We start from the raw sequence: 21977 nt of genomic DNA on the forward strand, positions 1-21977 counted from the left end.
CAATCAAAACCCCTCAATGCCCAGCTCCCGCAGCTCTTCATCTGAAAATTCACCGCTGGGGTTCCCAGATTTGCCACCATGGACCTCATTGTAACCCTCTACGCAGGCCACATATTCCCACAGGCTCATCTGATCAATTTCTCGTGGAGTGAAGCCTATTGCGGCCCCTCGTTTGTAGAACTTGGAGAACTGCCAGAGTTCTCCTGTTGCCTCACCCCCGCCTGCTCCCCCACGGGATCATCATCCTCGCCTACGAGCGCAGTGGTCAGGATCTCAATCGCAACAGGTTTGAACTCAAGCGCCCCATGCAATTCAAACAGATGCAGAACCATGGGCCCTGCCTCTTTGTTTGGCATTCCAGCACCGATCAAGCCTTGGCGAATGGTCTCAATCAGATCATCAATAAACCAAGTCCCTGTCGTGATGCGCAGGAGGATGACTTCAGGGCCAGCGTTGCAGTTCTTCTGCAACGCACGAAGCTGGCCGATGTTCAGCACAAACTCGTGCTGACCACCTATCCATTCAATGCTTTGAGCTTCCATAAGTTAGCCTCAAGCTTTGTTTTCAATTTCAGGAGTACCAACCAAGTTGATCGCGATGGTTTTCGTCACACGGCTCTTGCCATCAGAACGTGCCTGATCGAGCTGTGATAAGATCGCCGGAGCTTTCTCCCATTCAGGATCACCAGAAGCAGCCTTCAGGTTACCGAGACGCACCGGGAGCTGCTTTGCAGAATAAAACCAATTCAACATCTTGCCATGAGACTCCTGCGCCCAGGTTCCTTCTGCCGAAACCGAAACCTTCACAGAACGTACATCACTCAAGATCTCATTGGGCTTGCTTTCGTCATCACAATCCACGACCTCGGTCTCATCAACATTCGCCTGCCGCTGGATCGTAACACCCTTAAGGCCGCAAACTCTGGCGTAGTTACCATCTTCCGCAAAATCGATTTCAAGGACCATTTCCTCAAAACGTTCTGTTGTCGGCTTAGTCATGACAAACCCCTTTCGTTAGTGAACTTGGATTTCGAATGTGAACTGCAAAATTCCGTGCGTTACGCCCTCTTCAGGATCAGGAACAACCCGCTGAAGTTCCAGCTCTGTAAGCACGTTGCCAAAAGATGGAAGTGGAAGCTCAGCTCCGCTGAGTACATTGCGCACCGCTCGCAAAATCTGTTTTGCGTGCACTCTGCCGGGCTTCTTTGACCAGCAATCAATTTGAAGTGTGATTTCTTCGATAGTGAAGCAGTCGTGATGATCCTCAAGTTCATCTTCAGGACCAAGGCTCACATAACCTTGCTGCTCCCCCCAAGGCGCTCCATCAGAGGAAGCTTTGGTACTGTCATAAACACCATGCACCACTTCCATGAGCGCAGCGTCTCCCGTCAAAGCAGCAATCACTGCCTGCTGAAGCTCCAGATCTGGATTAGCCATCATTCAGTGCCTTGATTGCTTTGTTAATACGCCGCGTGATCAGAGACTTCACAGCACGGCGCTGCGAACGGTAAACGGTATAGAAAAACGGATTGGCTTTGCGATCTTTGGTTCCGAACTCTTGGATCAAAGCATTTTGGAATTTTATGCCACGCTTATTGGTAACCATCGTGGTGCTGTTGCCTGCGTAAATCACGATGCGAAGACCGCGTTCAGGTGACTTAAGATCCCCAATCTCCATGGCACCTTCTGGTGGCTTGCCCCACGTCCAACCGATACTCGCCAGCAGTTCGCCTTCATCCTTGGGAACCAGCATGCGCATGCGCTGGACGATACGCTCTGCCCCTTCCTCCATGGCTTGCCGAGCTGCGTTTTTGACGGCATCCGGCAAGGTTTTGCGCATGAACTGCCGGAACTCTTGCTGACCTTTAACCATCGATATCACCGCTTTCACAGGTCAGCTCAAAATAGAGCTGGTCATCTGTCGGGATCTTGCTGCGAATTGCGTAGATGGTACCTGAGAGAAGATCTTTCATACGCCAACTGGTTTGGATCGCCTCAGTATCTGGAGAGCGCCAGATAGTAACCACAGTCGGCTGAATACCTTCGAGGCGGGCACCGATCACACGCTCACCGCCGCGTAGAAACTTGAAGTGCGCACGCTCTTCAAAGCGCGGCTCGTAATCAGAGACGTGGTTGCCGTAACCATCAGACTTTGACACCAAAGCCTCGAACGAGACGACCTCCCGCATTGATTTACTGGTCATCCGGCAAGGTTCCTATAGGGAGCCATCATGACTTCATAAGCAGGAGGTGGAGGAGCATCACCACCCCGGCTGGTGTAGAGCGCAAACACATGCATGCTCAAACACGTCTTGATCGGCTCAGGAAGTCCATTGGGAAAGTCGACTTTGAGATCCCGCCGCAGATGTTGCGCAGCAAACACCTCAGCCGTGCGAATAAACGTCAGGAGGAGATCGTCATCATGACCATGTGAGATGGCCAGATGACGCTTCGCCTCTTCCAGCTCGATCAAAGGCAAAGTTAGTCTCCATCCTCTTCGGATTCTTCCTCCCCTGCGTCTTCATTCGCAGGTCCAGTCAGATCGAGATACTTGATACTTTCCGCCTGCACTTGCTTGGCAGTCAGTCGCTTCAAAGGCGCATCATCACCTTCCATCAATGGCTTGACGACTTTTCGGGTTTTGGCGTCTTTTTCATTGACCTTGTAGACACAGCCAAACCGGAAGGTACCAAGCACCGTATGGCGTGTTGAGTTCACTTTGAGGTACATGCTCATTCTCCTGAAAAAGGCTCTGCAATCAGAAGATCGCAGAGCCAGTTGGTGACCTCGGTTATTTCAGATTACCCGAAGACAAAGTTGCCCTTCACCATCGCCGCAGCACGTTTGATTGCCAGAGCAACCCGTTTACGACCCTTCATGGTCAGCATGTCTTCAATGAAGTTGGTGTCGTGCTCGGAAGAAATGAGCACTTCGGTTTCCTGACGGTCATAATAAGTTCCCGCCATCGCCAGATCGCCAGTCAACCACTCGCCCGCAGACATGGTGTTGGATTCCACTACATCCTTACCCCAGAGCATTGGAGTGCTCATTGAACCTGGGTTACCGAAGATGTATCGGTCCTGACTATCTTTCAGGAGGTCAATTGCCGCCCAATCAGTCGGGTTCATCACAAAGGATGTTGAAACGTAATCCGCCAATGCGACCTGCAAAATGGCAAGACGCAGACGATCAATCCGCGTGGCATTGGGTAGGCCAGCAGCCGCAGCAAATGCCACAGCCTCAGTCAAAAGCCCCTTCAGGTTTTCACCCTGCCCATCTCCAGCAAGGATCTGCTTTTCTTCTTCCAGATCCAGACCATAACGAAGCTCGGAGTCGATCTCCGTTTGCAGGAAGTCGGAATCTGCCAGAGCTTCTTCTGTGATATTGGTAACGTGGGCAATCTTTTTGACTTCAGAGGTGGCCTTCTCCCAACCAAAGCTGGATTCCGGCATTGTCCCCTCTTCGGCAACCATCGCCGCCTTATTGTCACGAACTACCTGCTTGCGGTACTTCACCAGATCAGAACTGGTTTTGCCCTTGGTCAGCAGATCCCGGATAAGCAAGCGTCGCCGAGGCATACGGATCGGATCACGTTCTTCTTCATGGTAGATCAAGCCACCAGCCGAGCCTGCAGCAGTGGTGATTGCATTCGAGACGGTAATTCGCAGATTGCCTCGTGCACCACCATCGGCAAACGCCTTGATCCGGTCATCTTCTGCCACGAATGCCTGACCAAGTGTCATCACCGGGGTAGAGCCGCCGCCTCCAATCCCCTCAGCCACTTGCTGTGAGATTTCCAGTGTCTGACTCTGGATGCCTTCCAGAGTATTTTTCAGCTCTGTCATCGAGTTGTTTAAGGCTGTCTGCTCAGTCAGAAGCTTGTCAGCTTTGTTCTTTGTCTCCTGAGACAGCTCACCAGATTTCTTCGCTTGATTAAGCGCATCTTCTGCTGTCGCTTTGACTTTGTCCGTCACCTCACTCAGCTTATTATTGACCTGCTCCAGAAGCTGCTCAGTGGTCATAGCATCGTTGCGCACAGATCCGACAACGGCATCAGGACGCGCAAGAGCAAGCGCCGCCAAGCAAATGGCGGGCATCAATGATTTATTTCTCATGGAAGTTCTCCGATTTACATGGAGTTCAGTCTATCGAGGAGGCTTACCACTCCCTCGTGTGCGGCAGCGCCAGACTTGCCGGTTGGGGCAGCGCCAGACGTGCCCCCTTTCAAAGCCGCAATAAATGAGCGACGTTTTGATCTTGGAATATTGTTGCGAGCTAAAAGAATATCCATTTTCTTCTGTGCTGCATTGGGAGAAGGCTTATCAGATGCTTGACTGGGAACTTGATCAATCTCGTCTGAGGAGAGGAGCCCATCAGCAAAACCCTGCTCAACTGCTGTATCACCGTTAATCCAGGTCTCCTTGTCGAGCTGATTGCTCAGCTCGTCCTCGGCTATACCGGTTCGTGCTTGATAAATCTTGACTGCAGCGTCATCAAAAGGCTCAAGCCAATCAGCAACCTCACGAAACGCGTGACGATCACCACATGCACAAACCCAGGTGTTATGGATCATCAAGAAAGCCGCTCGCCCGATCTGGATTTCATCTGCTGCCATTGCAATGACAGAAGCTGCCGATGCTGCTAACCCCAGCACCTTCACAGTCACCTTTGCCTTGTGCTCGCGCAGCAGATTATAGATCGCCAACCCTTCGAAGAAATCCCCACCGGGAGAATTGATCGAAACAACAACATCCTTCTCGCCAATGTTGCGAAGCACTGCCGAAATTCGCTTGGCAGTCACCCCGTCATACATCCAGCTCTCGCCAATCGGATCGAGGATGGAAATGGTGTTTTCGCCGTCCTCACCAGCTGCTGCTTTGATATTGGGATTCCAGCGCTGCATGACGCTGTCAGCAATCGCACTTTGAAGACCTTTCCCAGCCAGCACAGGGACATTTGGCAAATTACGAAGGCTCATTTGTCTTCCTTTCCAAGCAAGTCAACCAGTCCCATAGAGGTTTGAACAACCAGCTCATCACTGTTGCCACCGCGTCGTGGCAGATTGAGCTTGTCGCGGCCCTCATCGCCAGACATGAAGCCGCCCATGCGCATCTTCAGGAGGAAATCACCCTTTGCCTTGCTGTCCATTTGCAGCATCGCTTCACGGTTATACTCCGCGTACCAGCGCTTTCGCTTCTCAATCGGAATGAGGTCTTTCAGGATGCGTTTTTCATACTTGACCAGCAGTGGATTGATTCCGAGCGTCAACCACGACAACATCACCGCTTCTACGCCACTGCCCCACATTGTTTGGCCCTCTGCTGAGTGACCAATCACAATCGGGGGAACACCAAACCATCTGCAAACATCTTCAACGCTGTAACGCCTCGTTTCCAAGAGCTGTGCATCTTCTGGGTTCATCTGAAGTTGCTTGTAAGCAAGGCCAGCCTCCAGCGTTAGAATTTTGCCCGCCTTACTCGATCCTGAGAACTTTGTGAGGATCGCCTGAAGCTGGTCTCGCTGCTCCGCATTTAGGCTATGCTCAGAACTCAAAACACCCGCAGCCATCATCGCATTGGAGAAAACACTGCCTGCTGTTTCGTCGGCAGCTATCGCGGCACCTATCGAGTTTGCTCCGTATTTGATCGCTGACATGCCAAGCCCATCACCAGCACCAAAGCCGCGCAAGTGAAACACCTTGTCAGCAGGCAAAGTGCTATGCTTGCCCCGATCATAAATGTCGTAAACCAACTCACTAGCTGAGTTCCGCTTCGGGGTAATGTTCAGCAGGGGCTTCAACCCAACTAGCCTTTTCCCTAAGAAGATCTTCTCGGCGCAGCCATTGCCGCGCAAAACTGCATGAGCAGTCATCCCCTCCCAGAACTCAACAGCGGTTTGCTCACGATTTGGGTTTTCACAAAGGATCTCACACAAATCGTCTTCAACCTTCACTCTGCTGTCGCCCTCACCCTTCTCATAAATCGCGAGAGGAAGGGTTGAGATCACCTGCGCAGTTTTGCGAACGCAGTCCCAAACCGCAGAGACAGCCAGAGCTGTAGTGGCATTGACGGTTTTGCCCGCAGCAGAAGAATGCCCGCCAACAGACCAAGGGTCCCCTCCGCTGAGGTTGACCCACCCGGACTCACCTGCACGCAACTCTTGCTTAATGCCGCGAGCTGCTGCTTTTAGAAATCTGATCATATAACCATCACCGGATTGCTGAGGAAATCATCCAGGCCGTTATTACCTTCAGCCACCGGATGACGACTCATAAGGTCGAATGCATTGAACGCTGCTGTAAGCGGGTCAATCTTCATGGACCCTGCGGCTTGCTTGGTCACATAGTCAGCGTTGCCGCGCCTTTCGGTTTTGGCGTTGGAAACACACCACGCCATCATCCGCGAGCCGCCGTGAACCAGAGATTTATCAGCAAGCTTTCGCGCCATGCCTTTGGTAACGCCGGAAAGCTTATAGCCTTGAGGTACACCAACGATTTGCTCTTGTTTGACCTCACGCTCAATCAGCTCATCAATGATTGCCGCAACTCCAACCGGATCCAGCCCGATTGCGTTCTCTTTGGGAAACAGGCCACGGTCCAGAACTTGCTCCATGTAATCAGCAACAATTAGAGCATCGTCCTCCGCATTCTCGCAGATGAACAGATCACCATCCTTCGCAAAATCCTGAAGAGATGTTGCGATCTGCTTGCGCTTTTCCAGCGCACTGCTGTGGCAACACGCACAAGCCCAAAGCAGCCACCTGCTTTTCTCGGTCTCGCTCTCTTTTTCGCGCCCGATAAAACAAAGCCCTAAAAGGTCATCCATTCCGCCGCAATCAACCCCAGCAGTCACGACCTCACATCGATCCAAAAACTCTTCAAAATCCCGGATGGCAGTGAACTCGGCATCCCGCCAATAGTCAGCTCCAGCCCATCTATCTCGCCGCAAGTTCATGCCGATTGGCACATTCAGATGCTTGGCAAGAAAGCTTTGTTTGTCCTCTTCACCAGTGCCATCCATGGCCTCGCGAAGTTTGGATTCCAGCCAATTCTTACGAACGGAACGCCCTAGATTGGGATTGGTGATGTAGTAGTTTTCCGGCTTCAGGTAATCCTTGTTCTTGAGCATTGCTTTTGGGAACTCGTAGAGAACTCCCAGCCGCTCAGGATCGTGAATTTTCCCGTCGCGTACATCGCGGTAATATTCAAGTTTACTCTTCCACACCCCTGCTGGCGGCTCATCGGAATGCGTGGTCAGGTAAACAACAAATCCTTCAGGACGAGCGATCAACCCGCCAGTGGCTTCCTGCAGCATGGCAGCAGCCTTTGGCTTCTTGCCAAACAACCACAGCTCATCAACCAGAACAAAACCAGCTTTTTTGCCAGAAAGCGTGTCGCTGTCAGCAGCCACAATCTTGAGGTTCGAGTTTGTGGTCTCGTGTTTGATTGTTCGCTGGTGCGAGATCACCTTGAGGATGCTTTTGAGTTCCGGATCGTAGGAGACCATCGCCGCAGCAGGATCAAAGCAGTTGTTGGCCACCTCAATTGTAGGAGCCAACAGCAACAACTCATTGAGGTGACGCCAGTTGCGAATAAGCGCCGTCACCATGATCCCGGCAGCAATGGTGGACTTGGCATTTTTCTTTGAGATCAGGAGAAGGAACTCACTAATCAAACGCTGCCCTTGTTCCGCGTCATAAGCTCCAAAGATCGCTCCAACAAAATCAAACACCCATTGGTCACAGCACTCACCAAATGTCGGCATGCCCGGAACATCAACCACCTTGAGCGACTTGAAGACATTCAAAGCCGCCTCTGCTTCTGCTGAGAACAACGGATCAAAGGGAATGAGAGATTTCCCTTGAACAATGCGTTGCTCCCAATCCACGCAGGCTGTTGACCAGTGCTGAACTTTCAAGACAGATCTTTCTTCAGTTGATCAACTGGGGAGCTTGGGGAGGTGCAAACTTTCCGTCATAGGTTTCTGCAGTTTTCTTTCGCTCTTCTTTTTTGCCGAGCGCTTTTTCAGATGCTGCAGGAACACTCTTTCCGCGGTTAGCAATCGCCTCTGCAAGTTTGGCACGATCAGAACTTTCAAGCCGCGAGAAGATTTCCTTGATCGCTGAGACCTTCCCCGCTTCCGCCATGTCCATGAGCTTGCCCATCAGCTTGGCTTCTACCCTCGCCCGAGCATCATCCTTGACCTTGAGCTGACGAAAATAATTCTTGCGCAAAGTGGGAGCTGTGATCCCTAAAGCTGCAGCAATTTCATCCTGAGTTTTTCCAAAGGCGAGTAACTGTATGACAAGTCTACGCTTTTCGTCGCTCACCACATGAGGTGGACGCCCTCGTTTTCCAAACCCTTCAGGAATTGGATCGCCTAGCAGGTCAAATTCGAAGTCGGCCAAAAAAAAATCTCTCAGTTATAATGGGGCGGGTAAGGGCCATTCAGCCCCCGGACTTTCACCCTACCCCCCATTTTCCCTTTAAAATCAATAGCTTGAAAGTCCAGCCGCTAAAGCCTTCACAGCCGCCTCAGAGGCGCTCAACAGCTCCCGAGCAACTCATTCAAACTGAATTTCACCTTATAAATCAATGATTTGGAAACGCATCCGCCGCGCCTGTGCAGTCTTCCGATTGTGGCACCAGGTGCAAAGGCACTGGATGTTGCCCGGATCGAGGTCAGCGCCGCCATCCTTGCGCTCGACGATGTGGTCAGCGATGAGCTTGTGTTGCCGCTTCGAGAAGTCCTTGCCGCACATCTCGCAGACATAGCCGCGCAGCTGCTTGATGTACTTGGCGAGAGCCTTCCATTCAGCCGTGAGGTAGAACGGATCGACCGCCTTAGGCGCTTTGCGCAGCCTTGAGCCCAATGTGTTCAAGCGTGGTGTGATGGATTTGAGTGGCAAAGGAAGCAGCCTTCAAACAGAAAAAAGGCCCGCCTCTCAGCGAACCAGTTTGACGCACTCTGCATGCGTGTCGAAATTCCATAGAAACTCTTCGCGCCAACTCCGCTTCTCAGCGTCTTATGTTGACTGGGTCTCGTGTCTGGGTCGCTTCTGTTTGGTGTAGCGGGTTCTAGCCGCTCAGGCCCCAAGAGATTCACGTGATCATCCTGACGCGTATCATGATTACCCTAACGACACTTTGTCAACTGGTACCGTTGCATTCATCACCCGACCGAATGCCTCAAGCTCCACTCGAACCAACTCACCGCCTTGCCTGAAGCTGCGAACCTCGCCTATCAACTGAGCACCAACGCCAGCCACAAGCATGACCTTATCACCAATACTAAAGAGCTGACCCTTAACTAGTTTTCGCCCAACCTCAGCTTCACATGCCGTGTCGACTATTCGAAGCATCTCGCGCATCGGCACACGATGAGGAGCGCCCTCTAAAGTTGCCGAAAGAATTTTTTCCACACCATCACATTTTCGGACTAAATCGCAGGTGTGGCCTGCATTCACATCCAAACCTACAAACAGATAACGAGGGAACATCAAGCAGCTCACAGCGAACTGCTTTTTCCTTGTCTTCGACCTCCGGCACTCGGCCATCATTGGTAGATAGGCAGTCAGGCCAACCGCATTGATCCCTTCGAAAGCTCGATCCTCACAGTTCGGATTGGTGCGAACCACAACCCACTCAAGAGAGCTGCCTTTGATGAGCGAACGCATGAACTGATAGTTGCGCTCAAGCGCTCGTCTTTCCTCGTTGGGAGCAGTCATCGTCATTCAGCAGCCTCCTGAGTAGCCGTTGTGGTGTTTGTGATTTGATTGTGCGCTGCTTCAAAGTTCTCAAGAGCTGCAGTTACAGCCTCAAGCAAAGTCTCGTGTTCATCACCAACAAGCCTCGGCATCCAGACCCACTCTGGCAGCGCATGATCAGGAGCAAACCTAGGCCAACCACGCTCCTGGTGAAGCCGCTTCCAAGCCTGCCAGATCTCGCTACCAACCTTCACAACTTCAAACTCATCACCCAACGAAGACAGCTCATTCGGGACAGTTCCGCCACTTCGCTTCCGTTCGGCAGCTTGATGCATGAGAACAACCGAGTCCCAACCGTATTTCGACAATCGGTCCAGCTTCTCTTGCTTCTCGATATCTCCCCCAGCCGTTAGTCGCCCTTGGATTATCGAAGGTGGTTTCGGAAAGTGCTCAGGCGCAAGGGGAGGCTTGAGCAGTTCGGAAAACCGATAAGCTCCCCAAAGCTTGCCATAGGGCTTGGCTATCTGCACCTCACCGCCCTCATTTCCAGAGCCTTTGGGCAGCAGCTCCCATCGCTTTTCCTTGAGATAAGTCAGCAGAGAGCAAATCTTGGTGCGACCTAAATCCCTGATGTGTTTCTCGTAAGATTTCGCCAGCTTTGCAGCTTGATTGCGGTCCTCCTCAGTCAGTCCAAACCACAGCCGCTCAGCAGCTTCCGCACTGTCGCCTGCCCCTGTCGACCAGCCAGCATGAACCTTTTTCAGCCTTCGAACCCATGTTTCACGAGTGACTTTGCCCTTATTGTCATTTTTGACATTCTCGCTCTTACACGCGCCCTCTCTCTTCTGGACTGGTATTGGATTGTTAAATGGACTGTTCTTATCTTGGTGCACGTCGTGCACCGCCTTAGGTGCATCACGTGCACCACCTTCATGCACCTCGTGCACCACCTTTTTTGAGTGAGCTGGTGCATCTGGTGCACCGCCTTCCTCCTCAAACTCGGTAGTTTTGACCATCCGCTCAGATAAGCTGGGCGCAACTAAATCACGCTCAGGCCACCGCGCCACGTACTCATGGCGCTTCCATCTTTGCCCTCTGAAACCATGTTGGCTGACCTTGATCCAACCAGCTGCACGAGCCGTCTCGATATGGTTGAGAACTGCCCGCTTGCTCAGCCCGCTATACTCCATCAAATCTTCAATTGACGGATAGCAGCTCTCCCCCATCGTGTTCATAAACATGCTCAAGGTTTGCAGCACATGCTTTGTGGTCGCCGGAAGTTCAGACTGGCAGAAGGCTTGCCGCCAATTCCATGCCTTTCGGTCTCCGCTCATGTCCAGCCCTCCACTTCCATTTCAGGAGATGTGAGCATGTAGTCATTTCGCCTGAGCTTTGCACCCGCAGCATCGTAGCGCCGCACACCGACCCAGCCAGCCTGTTGTGCCCTCTTGAGGTGCTTGGTCACCACCGGTTTGCTCAAGTTGGCCCGCTCTGCCAGATCGCTAACGGGCACCGTAAAAACCTCACCAACGCCACCGACAAACAAGCTCAGTGTATGCAGTACTAAGCAGGTGCCGGATTCCATGTGGTATTGCGAAAACTCGCGCCGCCACTCTTCAATGTTTCGAAATTCACGCACTGCAAGCCTCCATTGTTTCAGGGAGAGAAAACAAAGGGCCAGGTTGATCCTGAAGTTCAGGGCCAGTAGCCAGTTCTAGGTCATTTAGCTTTGAAAATTGCCCTTTGGAGCCGGGAGGCACCCAGATGAGCTGGGTAGAGCTTGCCTCTTGGTCTGTCCGAAAAATGATCCAGCAATACGCCGTTGCAGTGGACCCTTTGGGATCATATCGCCCCTTATGGATCGGCACCCTTTCAGCAAAAACCGCCACGATTGCAGGTGGATGAGCAAGAAACAGTGTTGCAACACGCTCGATTGTCTCCAGCCACCTCAATGGAACAAGCACAGCAACGCCTCGCTTGGGCTTATGGGCTAATGCACGTTCCACGAACTGCTGAGCCAACATGCCAAAGGGCGGATTGGTGACAATCCAATCAAAGGTTCCGGTAGGGAATTGCCACTCAGGGAGCACTGTCAGGAAGTCCCAAAACTCCCCATGTGCATCGCCAAACCCGCGATTGAACAGATCGGACGCCCAAACCAGATCAAAGTATTCTCGGAGCGGGATCGCCATATGCCCACCACCGCAAGCACATTCCCAAACCTTCAACGGCTCCCAACCCGCCTCTCCCACTCGCTTGAGGTGCAAAAGCAATTCGCACAGAGCACGCGTTGCCCATGGTGGCGTAGGGAAATAGTCACCAAACTTCTCAGGCTCCACTCGAGACGCCATAACCGCTCGTGAGTTCTTAGGAGAGCTCATGCAGCAACCCTCCCGAGGAATTCCGTAGATCGACGTTCAGGTGAATGCGTGTTGCAATCGGCATCGCGTAAAGATGCAGAGAGCCTTGCCGGATGCGCCAACATAGCAAAGCTCTCTGCGCACACTGGCAACCCGAGGAAAGGAACAGCCAGCATGAGTGATGAAGTATTCGAAGAAGCCGTAATTGAAGTACATCCAGAAGAGAATTTAGAACAGAGAGCACATAATGAAGTTCTATTTGTCTTACTGTGCAAAGTGCTTGAAAGCCTAACACCTGAGCAAAGAAAATCTGCTGTAGGACAATTTGAACATTATGCCAGAAACTTGAAATATGGCGATCGCACCAACGACGATGACTGCGAAGTCGTGGAAGAAGTTTGCTATCAATACCTCCGTCAGATTCGATACCTCCGCTAGAAGCAAAGTGGTTGCAAACCTCGCCTAGAAGAAGAACTAGCTTAGTCAATTTTGATTTGTTGACTGGGTTTTGCTCTGCCAACAGATTATGAGGAAAGGTCATGCAGCAACCTCTCGCAACATAATGTGCAAAAGTTACACGACGTTTATCAGATTTGAACACTACACCACCTCCCCCAAACAATGCGCTGCGTGACGAGATTGGCTGCATTGAGGGAACCATCTCTCAATACAGCCAACTTTTACCAATCACCTCTTGGCAGTAGGAAGGTTTTCATCTTCAGTGACTTGCTGTTGCTCCAGCATGAAAAGCTGGTAAGATCTTTCAAGAACGGCTGTTTTCTCTGAAAAACCATCCCGCTCAACACGAGAGATGCAACTTTGAGAGCATCCAAGCGCACGCGCCATCTCCAACTGAGTAAGCTTAGCTTTCATTCGAATTTCGGTAGGCTCTAGCATCGCTATAAAATCCCGTGGGTATAATATTTACTCGACACGTGTATTTTCAATGCCAGATGCATAGTCCAAAGTCAACACCCAATGCATAAAGCCGATTGGCACTGTGGAGCTATGGAACCACACGAAAGACTTAGAACAGCCCGCTTCAATGCAGGCTTTAAAACAGCTACAGCAGCCGCCAAGTCTCTTGGCGTCAACGTTAGCACCTACTCAAGCCACGAGAACGGCTCTAGGGCATTCGGTCATGAAGAGGCTGCTCACTATGCCCGCCGCTTCAAAACATCTCCCCAGTTCCTTTTGTATGGAGAAGGCCGATCACCCGATGATACAAAACCAGACGCTGATGACCTAACACACAGCCTGCTGGGTGAAATGGCGAACAATTCTGATAGACCGCAAACGGATAAGCTTGACTTAGAGTTATTCTTAAAGTCTTTTGAAGAAGGAATAAGACTTGAAGAGCAAATTCTTGATGGCAGGGGTAGCATTAGAGATTTATCTATTATAGTTGAAAATATTTATAACGCTGCAAAGAAGAAAAAGACTGATAAGTGATATTTTTTAACTGAAGGATACTGTCCTAAAGTTTCGCTACGCGCTCTAACCATAAGTACCTAAAGAGAGACCATATGGACAACGAAAGCGCACTATCACTGATCTGGCATCGTCCAACCTTCTCACACAAAGAGGAAGTTTTGGACCTTATTAAGACCGCCGAAAAGTACGACCTAATCACACCACTTAAGATGATGTGTGTTAATCTTTACGATTGCCCCTACATCGATTTACTAAGCGAAAAGCAGCAAAAAGAAGTAATCAACGCCTTTCGCCCCGCGCTGGTTCTGGCGTACACACAACAGAAACAGGAGCAGGAAGTTGCTTGAGTACACCAAGAGGCGCCCCGCTACTGCACTCATACTCGAAGAGTTGAGCACAACGGGTGCACAGCTTTTGCACATCTGGAATAAATCCAATGGGCACCTCTCACCCGAGTTCATCGATTACGCACGCAAAGTACTACTCATGGCGCCACCTGCCACCCCCAGTGACAGCCCTGACATTCTAATGATAGGCAACGACAGCTTCGCACGTCACGTGTTCGGGGCGGACTGGGCTCAACACCCAACCAGAGCCAGAAAGGCGATGTCACTGACATATCGACAATTGGTGGCGAGCAGTTATTGGAATGCGCACCAGTCAAACAAGCCAATTTTTGACCTGATCGGCGCAAACCTTTCCGACAATAACTATCGCGAGTATTGCAGACTAATCCTGCCCGTACATTCACGAGCAGGAATTTCGCAACTTGTAGTTTTCACGAAAGAGCTACCTGATCAATCATCTCGCGCTATATCACTAATCAACTGATTCAGAGCGTATGAAGGGTTTGCACAAAACGCCAGCCCCTTTGGAAAGTCTCGAGACGGCACCTCAAAGCGAATGCCATCTGACTGACCCACCAACCATCCCCAGCGCGCTCCATTTCCATTCAAGAAATCAGTGGGACGCATCCAGCAATAAATCCAATCAAGTCGCCAAAGATCAAAAGCCATAATCTGCGCGAACTCCATCAATCTGCGCGCGTACCCCCGCTTCCTGAGATCTGGCCTTATCCAAAGATCGCCCAGGTATCCAACCTGCCCCGAAATACGCTTCGCGATCTCAGGCTGAACATTCGTCACCTGTACAGGATTGCCATCAACATCAACATATCGCAATCGCCAATAAGTGGCCAAGAATTCCGACAACGCCAACCCTTGCAGCGGCTCTAGCCTAATTGCCGCAAACCCACATAAATGCTTCTCACCAACTAACCTCAGGCCTAGCCATGCAACATTCTCTTTACTCTGTGCGTTGAGAGAATATGCAAAATGCGGTGTAAGCCCGCCCTTAGCCTCGGGCAAAGCTTCTTCAGCAGCGGCAAACGATTCCCCCTGAACAATCTCAAAGCCGTTTTTCTCAAACTCAGAAATCAGCTTAGCAGCTGCCTGATAGAGCACTAAACGCGCCACCATATTGGTACCTCCAAATACCCAAAGAGCAATTGGATGCAGATATCCACATAAAACCTAACGAAATTACCCCTTAAATCTAACAATCAACATAGTTTGACTCGTGTCCTAAATTCATTTTTCGGACGCAGAGCATAATATTTATGCCATACGCATTGACAACGGCGTATACTCAGAGCATATTTTTTACACTGACTGTGTGGATTTGAATATCATGACCGAATTTGAAGCAATTAAGCTTCTTCGTGAACATCGAAGAAAACTGTCTCGACTTCCAGCTGGCTCATTAGTCCGTTTTCGAAGGAGCCCGCCTGAAGACTTAGGCCGATGCAACATCGGTATTGTGCAACGAGATGCAGCCCTTAGTGCTGTGGTCGTTCTCTACATCGATAGCAACAACCAACCTCAGCAAGCAGTAGCAGCAGTTTCAGATTTATTTATCGCAGAGGGTGAACGAGATGACATCTCAGATTGATGACAAAAAGGTGCGGGACACACGCGACGATCTACAACCTGGAATTGACAACCTGACCAGCCAGATCAAAAGCGCCGCGGTGTCTGACACAGATAAAGCAACTCTCGCTTTGCGTGCAGGGAAGGCAATCGTCTCAAACGTTGCAGAAGAGATCTTGGTGAACCAGTTCGCCGAGACACTCTCAAAGGAAGATGAAGACACCACCGCCTAACACAAAATAGAGAGAGAGGGCCCTGCTCTGTCTCTCTATCTCCAAAAGGGAGTATTTCGATGCATAGCGCCACAATCATTCAATTCCCTGCGACTAAACAGAGCCCAGCTCAAGCACCCTCCAAAACCGTACAGCAAGTGGGTGAAGAAGCGCTCACCCAGACGAAGGACGCTCATAGAGACCTCTGCACGTTCCTCTCTGACTTGAGCTTCATGGTCAAAGAGACCCCGCAGGATCGCCGCGCGATCAGCGCTCGCATCCTCGCCATGCACGAAACACTCACCAACGCCGATATCGCGCTGGTGAAGATGCTTCAGCAAATGGAAACCGCAACTCCAGCAGGCACTCTTTAGGGCCTCCAATACCTCACCTCTTCGCTCCCCTCAATCACGAGGAACAGTCCCATGAATAGCATTGAGAAAGTCGTATCTAGTAATCTCTGCCGCGAGATCCTGTTCCACGTGAACGAGGCCGCGAAGCTATCCGTTCTGGTGGCCTTCGCCATAGTGCTGCTGCTCCTCGCCCCCGCCCTTGATGAAACAGTAATCGAGGCAAAACAGAGCATCTCCTCTGAGTTCATCAGCACCCAGCTTTCCTCTTTTGACGTCCTAAACGAACGCTAGAAGGTTCATGCGCCTATGAAACGTAAAGCGACACTTCAGAGCGAGCTTTTCGCTCTCCCGATTACACGCCCGCATCACGAACTCATCATTGACGCCTTCGCAGGTGGTGGTGGTGCCTCAACAGGCATTGAGATGGCAATCGGCAGGTCACCAGATATCGCAATCAACCATTGCGACAAAGCCCTAGCCATGCATGAGCAGAACCACCCGGACACCATCCATCTGCCTCAAAGTGTTTTCGAGGTTGACCTGCCAGCCTACACAAACGGACGTCCCGTCGGCTTCCTTTGGGCATCACCAGACTGCCGCCACTTCTCCAGAGCAAGCGGAAAGAAGATCCTCTCTCCCCAGGTACGCATGCTTGCATGGGCAGTGGTCAAGTTTTGCCAAAACCTAGGCAGAAACCGACCACGCGTAATCGCACTTGAAAATGTGGTCGAGTTCTTAGACTGGGGGCCACTCGATGAAAAAGGCGAGGTTATCAAGGAACGTGCTGGCGAAACCTTCAATCAGTGGTGCACCGCGCTGCGCAAGCTTGGTTACAAGATCGAGTTTCGCAAACTCAAAGCCTCAGATTATGGCGTCCCAACAATCCGAAAACGCCTCTTCATCGTTCTGCGCAGGGATGGAAGAAAAATCATCTGGCCATCGATCACACACGGAGACCCAAGTTCTAAGGGCTTCGAAGGTTCTTGCTTACTCCCTTGGCATACCGCAGCTGAGTGCATTGATTGGTCAATTCCTTGCCGGTCAATCTTCGAACGCAAGAAGCCTCTTGTCGAGAACACCTGCAAACGCATCGCCGCTGGCATCAAGAAGTTCGTGATTGAGGCTCAGCAACCGTTCATCTTGAACATGAGCCATGGCGGCTACTTCGAACCACTCACTCGCCCGCTGACAGCTATCAAAACAGAAAGTGGCGGATGCCGAGCTTTGGTTGTGCCTTGCATTGATCGCCAGTTTGGCAACTCCAGATGCGCTTCAATTACTGACCCAATCGGCACAATAACCGCCAAAGGTGGTGGTAAATCAGCCTTGGTAGCAGCGTTTCTACACAAGTACTACGGGCAAAAGAAGGAAAACGAGATCAGGGGCCATCTACCTAGCGAGCCCATACATACCCTCACTTCTGAGCGGCGTTATAGCCTCGTTACCAGCCACCTCACCAGCTTTCGCGGCACCTGCAAACACGGCCACGACGTTAATCAGCCAATGCCTGCAGTAACAGCAAGTGGAAACCATATCGCAGAGGTTCGCGCATTTCTCACCGCCTACTACGGCGAGAGCATTGGCTACTCAGCAAACGCACCACTTGGAGCAGCAACAACTAAGGACCGCTTTGGCCTTATCACTGTGAATATTGGCGGCGAGCCCTACACCATCACCGATATCGGCATGCGTATGCTAGAGCCTTCAGAGCTGTATCTGGCGCAAGGTTTCCCCTCCGATTACACCATCAATTTTAACCACAATGGCAGACCGTTCTCAAAGAAAGAGCAGATCAAGAAATGCGGCAACAGCGTTTGCCCGCCCCTAGCGAAGCTGATTGTTGAAGCCAACGTTCCCGAACTCATGGCAATGGAGGAAGCAGCATGACCTTCCTTCCCCTCATCTTCACTGTAAACACCCTCCGCATGTGGCAGCTCTACTGGTTCGGAATGGAGCCGGCTCGCTATGGAACAGCCCTAGAGCAGGAGAACGAGCAATGAAGTGCCCTAGCTGCGTTGGAACCGGACGCGATGACTATTTCCACCTTGCATTAAGCGAGTGCGAACGCTGCAACGGAACCGGCTCTCTCCCAATTGAAGACCTCAATCCGTCTGCCCTGAAGACTGCTTCGAAAGCTTTTTGGGAAACTCAGTCTACGAACAACCAAGTGCCTTTCGACGAACTCACCCTGAGCAATCAAATGGACCTCTCTTGGCACGCTGCGAAGATCATTCTCGCCTACCAAGAACGCGACGAAGAAACACGGAGCTAACCATGCCAGTCTTAGCACCTAAAGCCACGGCGTCAGCAGTCGAGACCATCAAAGAAACAGCCAGAACCGCTGGCTACTCTATGCCTGCATTCAAGCGGATCATTGAGGAGTTTATCTACCCTCTTCGCTGGTCAGAACGGCAGTCTCGCCCGTCTCAAGATCCTTACTTTAAGACCTCCGAGTTCTACTCAAAGCCACCTCTTATGCTCTACATGATCGTGCGCAGGGACTGGTATAACGGGAAAACCGATTGGCTTGCATACTTCCAGCGCGCCAACGGCATCTATTCTTCAGACAACAAACCACACAGCACATTCGAAGAAGCAGAAGCAGCCTGCAACAAGTTCCACCGCGACCACGTCTTGAAACTTATCGACCTGGAGGCAGTCTGCAGCGAGGTCTTTGAGATGGTGGCGAACATGCTGGAAGCCCAAACCGGCACAGCCGACAAAACCCCGTGCCCCTCCTGCTCTGGCAACGATGCAAACCGTTGCGACTGCGTAGAGGATTACTGCACCTGCACGCTCCCTCGCACAAATTGCGACCATTGCAACAACAAAGGCTGGCTCCCCCAGACACCCGCCAGCAACCTCCTCACTGAAGAGGAGGGCAAGCTGGCAACATTCCAGCACGTCACCCACGCCCATTAGCATTGCCGAGGTTACTCCTCCCAAGCGCGAAAGCGTCGCCTCGGCATGAGCGGCTCAGGAAAGGCGCACCTGAGCCGCTACCCACCCTTCTCAACACTGGTCGCAACCTAAGCTCAAAGAGGCACAGCAATGAGATTGGAAACAGAAGTCAACCCGATCCACATCGGAATCATGCTGACAACCAAACCGGAAGCCTTAGCAGAGCTACTCACCGCCGTTGCTGTTAACGCTCCCTCTGAGCTTGCCGAGCAAGTCAACGAGCATGTGCCAGAAGCCCTACGCGACCGCACATCCGACCTGCTTGAGAAACTATTCATCGCAATCTCAACCTGAAACCAATGAGGTGATAAATGTTAGATGGCAAAACCAATCCGTTGAACTTCCCGCCTCGCGGTTTAGGTAGAGTGGATGCCGCCAAGTACATTGGCATAAGCGCAAGTCTTTTCGATGAGCTGGTTGCAAAACGTTTGATGCCTGATCCTAAAATGATGAACACCAGAAAAGTCTGGGATATCCGAGAGCTGGACAGAGCTTTCGATGAGCTCCCGCATTCCAACCAATCGGCAACAACAAACAGCAACCTACCAAGCGACTTCGTGTAACCATGAGCACAACAAAGTTCAAAGGCGTTCATACCGAACGAGATCGACACGGAAAAATTCGCAGGTACTTTCGCAAAGACCGACAGTCACGCAGAATCCGCCTTAGAGAAGAGCCCGGAACACAAGCTTTTCTTGATGAGATCGCCCGCGCTCAGCTTGGGTTAACAAAGCCTGCACCCCTGACAAAAGATAAGCCGAAGAAGACTATTCGAAAGGTAAAAGGAACATTCGGCTGGCTGGCAGAGGAGTATCTCAGTCGAGTAGGACCCACCTTTGCAAAGTCAACAGTAGACCAAAAACGCCGAGTGCTCACCGCTATTGGCGACGAAACGTGCTTGAGCGCCTCTGCGTCTGCTTTGCGAGATATGGACTATCGCGGACTAACCAAAGCACACGTCACTAAACTGCGCGATCAAAAAGCCGGTACTCCTGAAGCAGCAAACCACCGTGTGAAAGCTTTATCAGCCCTTTTCGAGTGGGCTTGCGGAGAAGCTGAACTTGCAGAAACCAACCCCGTCCATGGGGTCAAGAAGTTCAAGTCAAACACGACCGGCCACCATACTTGGACACAAGATGAGATGGACCAGTTTGCTGCTCACCATAACCCAGGTTCAAAAGCCCACCTGTGCTTCACAGTTTTACGCTACACCGGCTTGCGCATATCCGACGTTTCTCGGCTTGGACCAAAACATCTCTACACTGATCGCGAAACAGGCTTACTTCACTTTAAGATTGCAACCAAAAAAAATGAGAGCAACACTTCGAAGGTGATTGATATGCCGGTACTCCCACCACTAGCATTGGCTATCAAAGACCTCGATGAACAGGCAACGTTTGTCCAGACACAGTGGGGAAAACAGTACTCCATAAAAAGTCTTGGCAACCGCTTCAGCACTTGGTGCAATCAAGCTAATCTTCCTCATTGTTCAGCTCACGGAATCAGAAAAGCTGATGCCGTTCTGGCTGCTGAACAAGGCGCAACTGCTCATGAACTACTGAGCATGTTCGGCTGGGAAAAACTAAGCACCGCCGAAATCTATACGCGAAAAGCAAACGCAAAAAGACTGAGCCAAACAGGCTCTTCAAAACTGCTAAAAAAGTGAGGGAAACCAATTTGCTAAGTCTTTGTTTTTTAGTCCTTAGCCTTTCCCTCACCTACCACCTAACAATATGATTATTCAAATATAACCCGCTTCGGCAGAGGCCTCCATTTTTCTTCTCCCCCATTGATATTATTAGCTATTGCCCATCTCTGGCGCAGAAAAATTGCGTCTTGCGATCAGTCATGTCTCATGTTTTACAACACCGGAGGCGCGTCTACTTTTACGCGGCCAACCTCCCGATGATGGCTCGGTTTACCTGTCAGCTTGCTCCTTAAATTCAGATAGCCAGTATGAATCTCTGACTGCCGCCCCTTCACGCCCGGCAACGAGCGCAGATCTAACCCAGACCATGGAAAGTACGGCGAACGGCGCAAATCTGCGAACAGACCAATACGAACACCCGGGCGCGTTGCAATCCCGCGGCGATGGAACCCATGCGTATCAGCAATCACCAGTGAGTTTGCAGGCACATCAAAACTGATAGGCTCACCATACCCCAACTTTAAGATATCATCCTCGCTTGCACGAAATGAGCCCGCTGCATGCATACCATCGGAATGTTGAACTGCATTCAAACTCTGCTCAAACTCCCAGGCAGTCCGTTCCGGTGTATAACGATGAGACCCCGGCACATAATGAAAAGGCCCATCGGCAACATCTACATCGCGCAAAAACAGCCAGGCTTTAGATGTGGCATGGAACGTATCAATGTGAAAATCAGTCTGCGGGTCTTTCTTCTTCTTGTCTAAATCCCACAAAACAGCATGCAAAAACATAATGGGATCCGCATTATATGACCCCACATAGCGCATGGCATTTTGCAAAAACGGATCATGCACTGCCCTGCTCAGGCCGGGCAAGTCTTTCAGCACTGAAGGTGGCAAACCGATGAAACGTGTCACCGTTTTCCCTTGCCGCATTTCGCTTGCTGCAAACGATTTCGTTGCAATCTCACCCTGAATTTGCGCAAAAACGTCCTTGGAGAGAAAATTCTCTTTCACCACATATCCATTGTGATGAAAAAACGCTTTATCTTCATTTGGCAGAAAGTGAACCATCTGACGACGACGCAGATCAGCCATTTTCTCGGCCCACGCCACACGCTTCAGATAAAACCCACGCTCATTTAACCAACGACTTCCAATAATCGGATTCTTCTTAAATGACTTTTGCCCCATCAAGGCATCAATAGCCCAGATAGGGCTTTTTAAAATTCGCAACACACCAGCCCCTACTCTTCTGGCAAAATCTGCCAGAACCTGTGCAGTAACAGACACTCTACGTATTCCTGTAGTCATTTGCCAATTAAACTCATTGGGCAGGCTATTGCAGCACTGAGGATTTAAAGGGCAACTTTCC

The 21977-nt window shown here is 51.0% G+C and carries 33 protein-coding genes; 12 read left to right on the top strand and 21 right to left on the bottom strand.

Going from position 1 to position 21977, the window contains the following annotated elements:
• Positions 1 to 3: 3 nt before the first annotated feature.
• From PsAD26_RS30360 to PsAD26_RS18000, 18 genes are all read right to left on the bottom strand, one after another.
• On the bottom strand, positions 4 to 129 hold the full coding sequence (locus tag PsAD26_RS30360; protein ID WP_275078096.1) for a hypothetical protein: 126 nt from the start codon (positions 127 to 129) through the stop codon (positions 4 to 6).
• Between the two features lie 26 nt (positions 130 to 155).
• Positions 156 to 542: a gene transfer agent family protein gene (locus PsAD26_RS17920; protein WP_063311538.1), complete on the bottom strand. Its 387-nt coding sequence runs from the start codon at positions 540 to 542 to the stop codon at positions 156 to 158.
• A gap of 9 nt (positions 543 to 551) precedes the next feature.
• A complete protein-coding gene (locus PsAD26_RS17925) occupies positions 552 to 998 on the bottom strand; it encodes a phage tail tube protein (protein ID WP_063311539.1) in 447 nt (148 codons plus the stop codon).
• Between the two features lie 15 nt (positions 999 to 1013).
• Positions 1014 to 1439, bottom strand: a complete 426-nt coding sequence (locus tag PsAD26_RS17930) for a DUF3168 domain-containing protein (protein WP_063311540.1) — start codon at positions 1437 to 1439, stop codon at positions 1014 to 1016.
• Entirely contained in the window at positions 1429 to 1872 is a 444-nt protein-coding gene (locus PsAD26_RS17935; protein WP_153041529.1) for an HK97-gp10 family putative phage morphogenesis protein, read from the bottom strand. Before PsAD26_RS17935 ends, PsAD26_RS17930 begins: the two co-directional genes overlap by 11 nt.
• Positions 1865 to 2203, bottom strand: a complete 339-nt coding sequence (locus tag PsAD26_RS17940) for a head-tail adaptor protein (protein WP_057462215.1) — start codon at positions 2201 to 2203, stop codon at positions 1865 to 1867. The genes PsAD26_RS17935 and PsAD26_RS17940 overlap by 8 nt, the downstream gene beginning before the upstream one ends.
• On the bottom strand, positions 2200 to 2478 hold the full coding sequence (locus tag PsAD26_RS17945; protein WP_063311541.1) for a head-tail connector protein: 279 nt from the start codon (positions 2476 to 2478) through the stop codon (positions 2200 to 2202). Before PsAD26_RS17945 ends, PsAD26_RS17940 begins: the two co-directional genes overlap by 4 nt.
• 2 nt (positions 2479 to 2480) lie before the next feature.
• Complete coding sequence (locus PsAD26_RS17950; protein WP_063311542.1) at positions 2481 to 2729, bottom strand: hypothetical protein; 249 nt, start codon at positions 2727 to 2729, stop codon at positions 2481 to 2483.
• A gap of 71 nt (positions 2730 to 2800) precedes the next feature.
• Positions 2801 to 4114, bottom strand: coding sequence for a phage major capsid protein (locus PsAD26_RS17955; RefSeq protein ID WP_063311543.1), 1314 nt, complete (start codon positions 4112 to 4114; stop codon positions 2801 to 2803).
• A 14-nt stretch (positions 4115 to 4128) separates the two neighbouring features.
• A complete protein-coding gene (locus PsAD26_RS17960) occupies positions 4129 to 4977 on the bottom strand; it encodes a head maturation protease, ClpP-related (protein ID WP_063311544.1) in 849 nt (282 codons plus the stop codon).
• Entirely contained in the window at positions 4974 to 6200 is a 1227-nt protein-coding gene (locus PsAD26_RS17965) for a phage portal protein (protein ID WP_063311545.1), read from the bottom strand. Before PsAD26_RS17965 ends, PsAD26_RS17960 begins: the two co-directional genes overlap by 4 nt.
• Positions 6197 to 7915, bottom strand: a complete 1719-nt coding sequence (locus PsAD26_RS17970; protein ID WP_063311546.1) for a terminase large subunit — start codon at positions 7913 to 7915, stop codon at positions 6197 to 6199. Before PsAD26_RS17970 ends, PsAD26_RS17965 begins: the two co-directional genes overlap by 4 nt.
• Before the next feature lie 13 nt (positions 7916 to 7928).
• The gene (locus PsAD26_RS17975) at positions 7929 to 8405 is read right to left on the bottom strand and encodes a hypothetical protein (RefSeq protein ID WP_063311547.1); all 477 of its coding nucleotides are present in this window, start codon (positions 8403 to 8405) and stop codon (positions 7929 to 7931) included.
• A 177-nt stretch (positions 8406 to 8582) separates the two neighbouring features.
• Complete coding sequence (locus tag PsAD26_RS30235; protein WP_084403730.1) at positions 8583 to 8906, bottom strand: HNH endonuclease signature motif containing protein; 324 nt, start codon at positions 8904 to 8906, stop codon at positions 8583 to 8585.
• Between the two features lie 222 nt (positions 8907 to 9128).
• Positions 9129 to 9731, bottom strand: a complete 603-nt coding sequence (locus PsAD26_RS17985) for a transcription termination/antitermination NusG family protein (protein WP_063311549.1) — start codon at positions 9729 to 9731, stop codon at positions 9129 to 9131.
• Positions 9728 to 11038 (bottom strand): helix-turn-helix domain-containing protein, encoded by a 1311-nt coding sequence (locus PsAD26_RS17990; protein ID WP_063311550.1) that lies wholly within the window; start codon positions 11036 to 11038, stop codon positions 9728 to 9730. Before PsAD26_RS17990 ends, PsAD26_RS17985 begins: the two co-directional genes overlap by 4 nt.
• Entirely contained in the window at positions 11035 to 11343 is a 309-nt protein-coding gene (locus tag PsAD26_RS17995) for a winged helix-turn-helix domain-containing protein (RefSeq protein ID WP_153041530.1), read from the bottom strand. Before PsAD26_RS17995 ends, PsAD26_RS17990 begins: the two co-directional genes overlap by 4 nt.
• Positions 11336 to 12085: a hypothetical protein gene (locus tag PsAD26_RS18000; protein ID WP_063311552.1), complete on the bottom strand. Its 750-nt coding sequence runs from the start codon at positions 12083 to 12085 to the stop codon at positions 11336 to 11338. The genes PsAD26_RS17995 and PsAD26_RS18000 overlap by 8 nt, the downstream gene beginning before the upstream one ends.
• A gap of 153 nt (positions 12086 to 12238) precedes the next feature.
• On the opposite strand from PsAD26_RS18000, the gene PsAD26_RS18005 reads away from it, so the two are divergent.
• Positions 12239 to 12502, top strand: a complete 264-nt coding sequence (locus PsAD26_RS18005) for a hypothetical protein (RefSeq protein WP_153041531.1) — start codon at positions 12239 to 12241, stop codon at positions 12500 to 12502.
• 249 nt (positions 12503 to 12751) lie between these two features.
• Here the strand turns inward: PsAD26_RS18005 and PsAD26_RS18010 are convergent, their stop codons facing one another.
• On the bottom strand, positions 12752 to 12937 hold the full coding sequence (locus PsAD26_RS18010) for a helix-turn-helix transcriptional regulator (RefSeq protein WP_063305358.1): 186 nt from the start codon (positions 12935 to 12937) through the stop codon (positions 12752 to 12754).
• Positions 12938 to 13042: 105 nt separating this feature from the next.
• Between PsAD26_RS18010 and PsAD26_RS18015 the strand changes: the two genes are divergently transcribed.
• Positions 13043 to 13516: a helix-turn-helix transcriptional regulator gene (locus PsAD26_RS18015; protein WP_063311554.1), complete on the top strand. Its 474-nt coding sequence runs from the start codon at positions 13043 to 13045 to the stop codon at positions 13514 to 13516.
• Between the two features lie 74 nt (positions 13517 to 13590).
• Positions 13591 to 13845 (top strand): hypothetical protein, encoded by a 255-nt coding sequence (locus tag PsAD26_RS18020; protein WP_057464815.1) that lies wholly within the window; start codon positions 13591 to 13593, stop codon positions 13843 to 13845.
• Between the two features lie 450 nt (positions 13846 to 14295).
• Here PsAD26_RS18020 and PsAD26_RS18030 read toward each other — a convergent pair whose 3' ends face one another.
• Positions 14296 to 14976, bottom strand: coding sequence for a GNAT family N-acetyltransferase (locus PsAD26_RS18030; RefSeq protein WP_063311555.1), 681 nt, complete (start codon positions 14974 to 14976; stop codon positions 14296 to 14298).
• Positions 14977 to 15431: 455 nt separating this feature from the next.
• Between PsAD26_RS18030 and PsAD26_RS30015 the strand changes: the two genes are divergently transcribed.
• The 9 genes from PsAD26_RS30015 to PsAD26_RS18075 all read left to right on the top strand — a co-directional run bounded on the left by PsAD26_RS30015 (position 15432) and on the right by PsAD26_RS18075 (position 20618).
• Positions 15432 to 15659, top strand: a complete 228-nt coding sequence (locus PsAD26_RS30015) for a hypothetical protein (protein ID WP_208981011.1) — start codon at positions 15432 to 15434, stop codon at positions 15657 to 15659.
• A gap of 59 nt (positions 15660 to 15718) precedes the next feature.
• Positions 15719 to 16012, top strand: a complete 294-nt coding sequence (locus PsAD26_RS18040; protein WP_057464812.1) for a hypothetical protein — start codon at positions 15719 to 15721, stop codon at positions 16010 to 16012.
• A gap of 51 nt (positions 16013 to 16063) precedes the next feature.
• On the top strand, positions 16064 to 16282 hold the full coding sequence (locus PsAD26_RS18045) for a hypothetical protein (RefSeq protein ID WP_063311556.1): 219 nt from the start codon (positions 16064 to 16066) through the stop codon (positions 16280 to 16282).
• A 15-nt stretch (positions 16283 to 16297) separates the two neighbouring features.
• Positions 16298 to 17878: a DNA cytosine methyltransferase gene (locus PsAD26_RS18050; RefSeq protein WP_084403731.1), complete on the top strand. Its 1581-nt coding sequence runs from the start codon at positions 16298 to 16300 to the stop codon at positions 17876 to 17878.
• Between the two features lie 109 nt (positions 17879 to 17987).
• Positions 17988 to 18263, top strand: a complete 276-nt coding sequence (locus tag PsAD26_RS18055) for a hypothetical protein (protein WP_063311557.1) — start codon at positions 17988 to 17990, stop codon at positions 18261 to 18263.
• A gap of 2 nt (positions 18264 to 18265) precedes the next feature.
• Positions 18266 to 18913 (top strand): hypothetical protein, encoded by a 648-nt coding sequence (locus tag PsAD26_RS18060; protein WP_063311558.1) that lies wholly within the window; start codon positions 18266 to 18268, stop codon positions 18911 to 18913.
• A gap of 129 nt (positions 18914 to 19042) precedes the next feature.
• The gene (locus PsAD26_RS18065; protein WP_063311559.1) at positions 19043 to 19246 is read left to right on the top strand and encodes a hypothetical protein; all 204 of its coding nucleotides are present in this window, start codon (positions 19043 to 19045) and stop codon (positions 19244 to 19246) included.
• A 17-nt stretch (positions 19247 to 19263) separates the two neighbouring features.
• Positions 19264 to 19515 (top strand): hypothetical protein, encoded by a 252-nt coding sequence (locus PsAD26_RS18070; protein WP_063289144.1) that lies wholly within the window; start codon positions 19264 to 19266, stop codon positions 19513 to 19515.
• A gap of 365 nt (positions 19516 to 19880) precedes the next feature.
• Complete coding sequence (locus tag PsAD26_RS18075; protein WP_193758308.1) at positions 19881 to 20618, top strand: tyrosine-type recombinase/integrase; 738 nt, start codon at positions 19881 to 19883, stop codon at positions 20616 to 20618.
• Positions 20619 to 20812: 194 nt separating this feature from the next.
• Here PsAD26_RS18075 and PsAD26_RS18080 read toward each other — a convergent pair whose 3' ends face one another.
• Positions 20813 to 21895, bottom strand: a complete 1083-nt coding sequence (locus tag PsAD26_RS18080) for a phytanoyl-CoA dioxygenase family protein (protein WP_208985749.1) — start codon at positions 21893 to 21895, stop codon at positions 20813 to 20815.
• Between the last annotated feature and the right edge of the window lie 82 nt (positions 21896 to 21977).

The organism is Pseudovibrio sp. Ad26 (assembly GCF_001623285.1).
Taxonomy (GTDB): domain Bacteria; phylum Pseudomonadota; class Alphaproteobacteria; order Rhizobiales; family Stappiaceae; genus Pseudovibrio; species Pseudovibrio ascidiaceicola.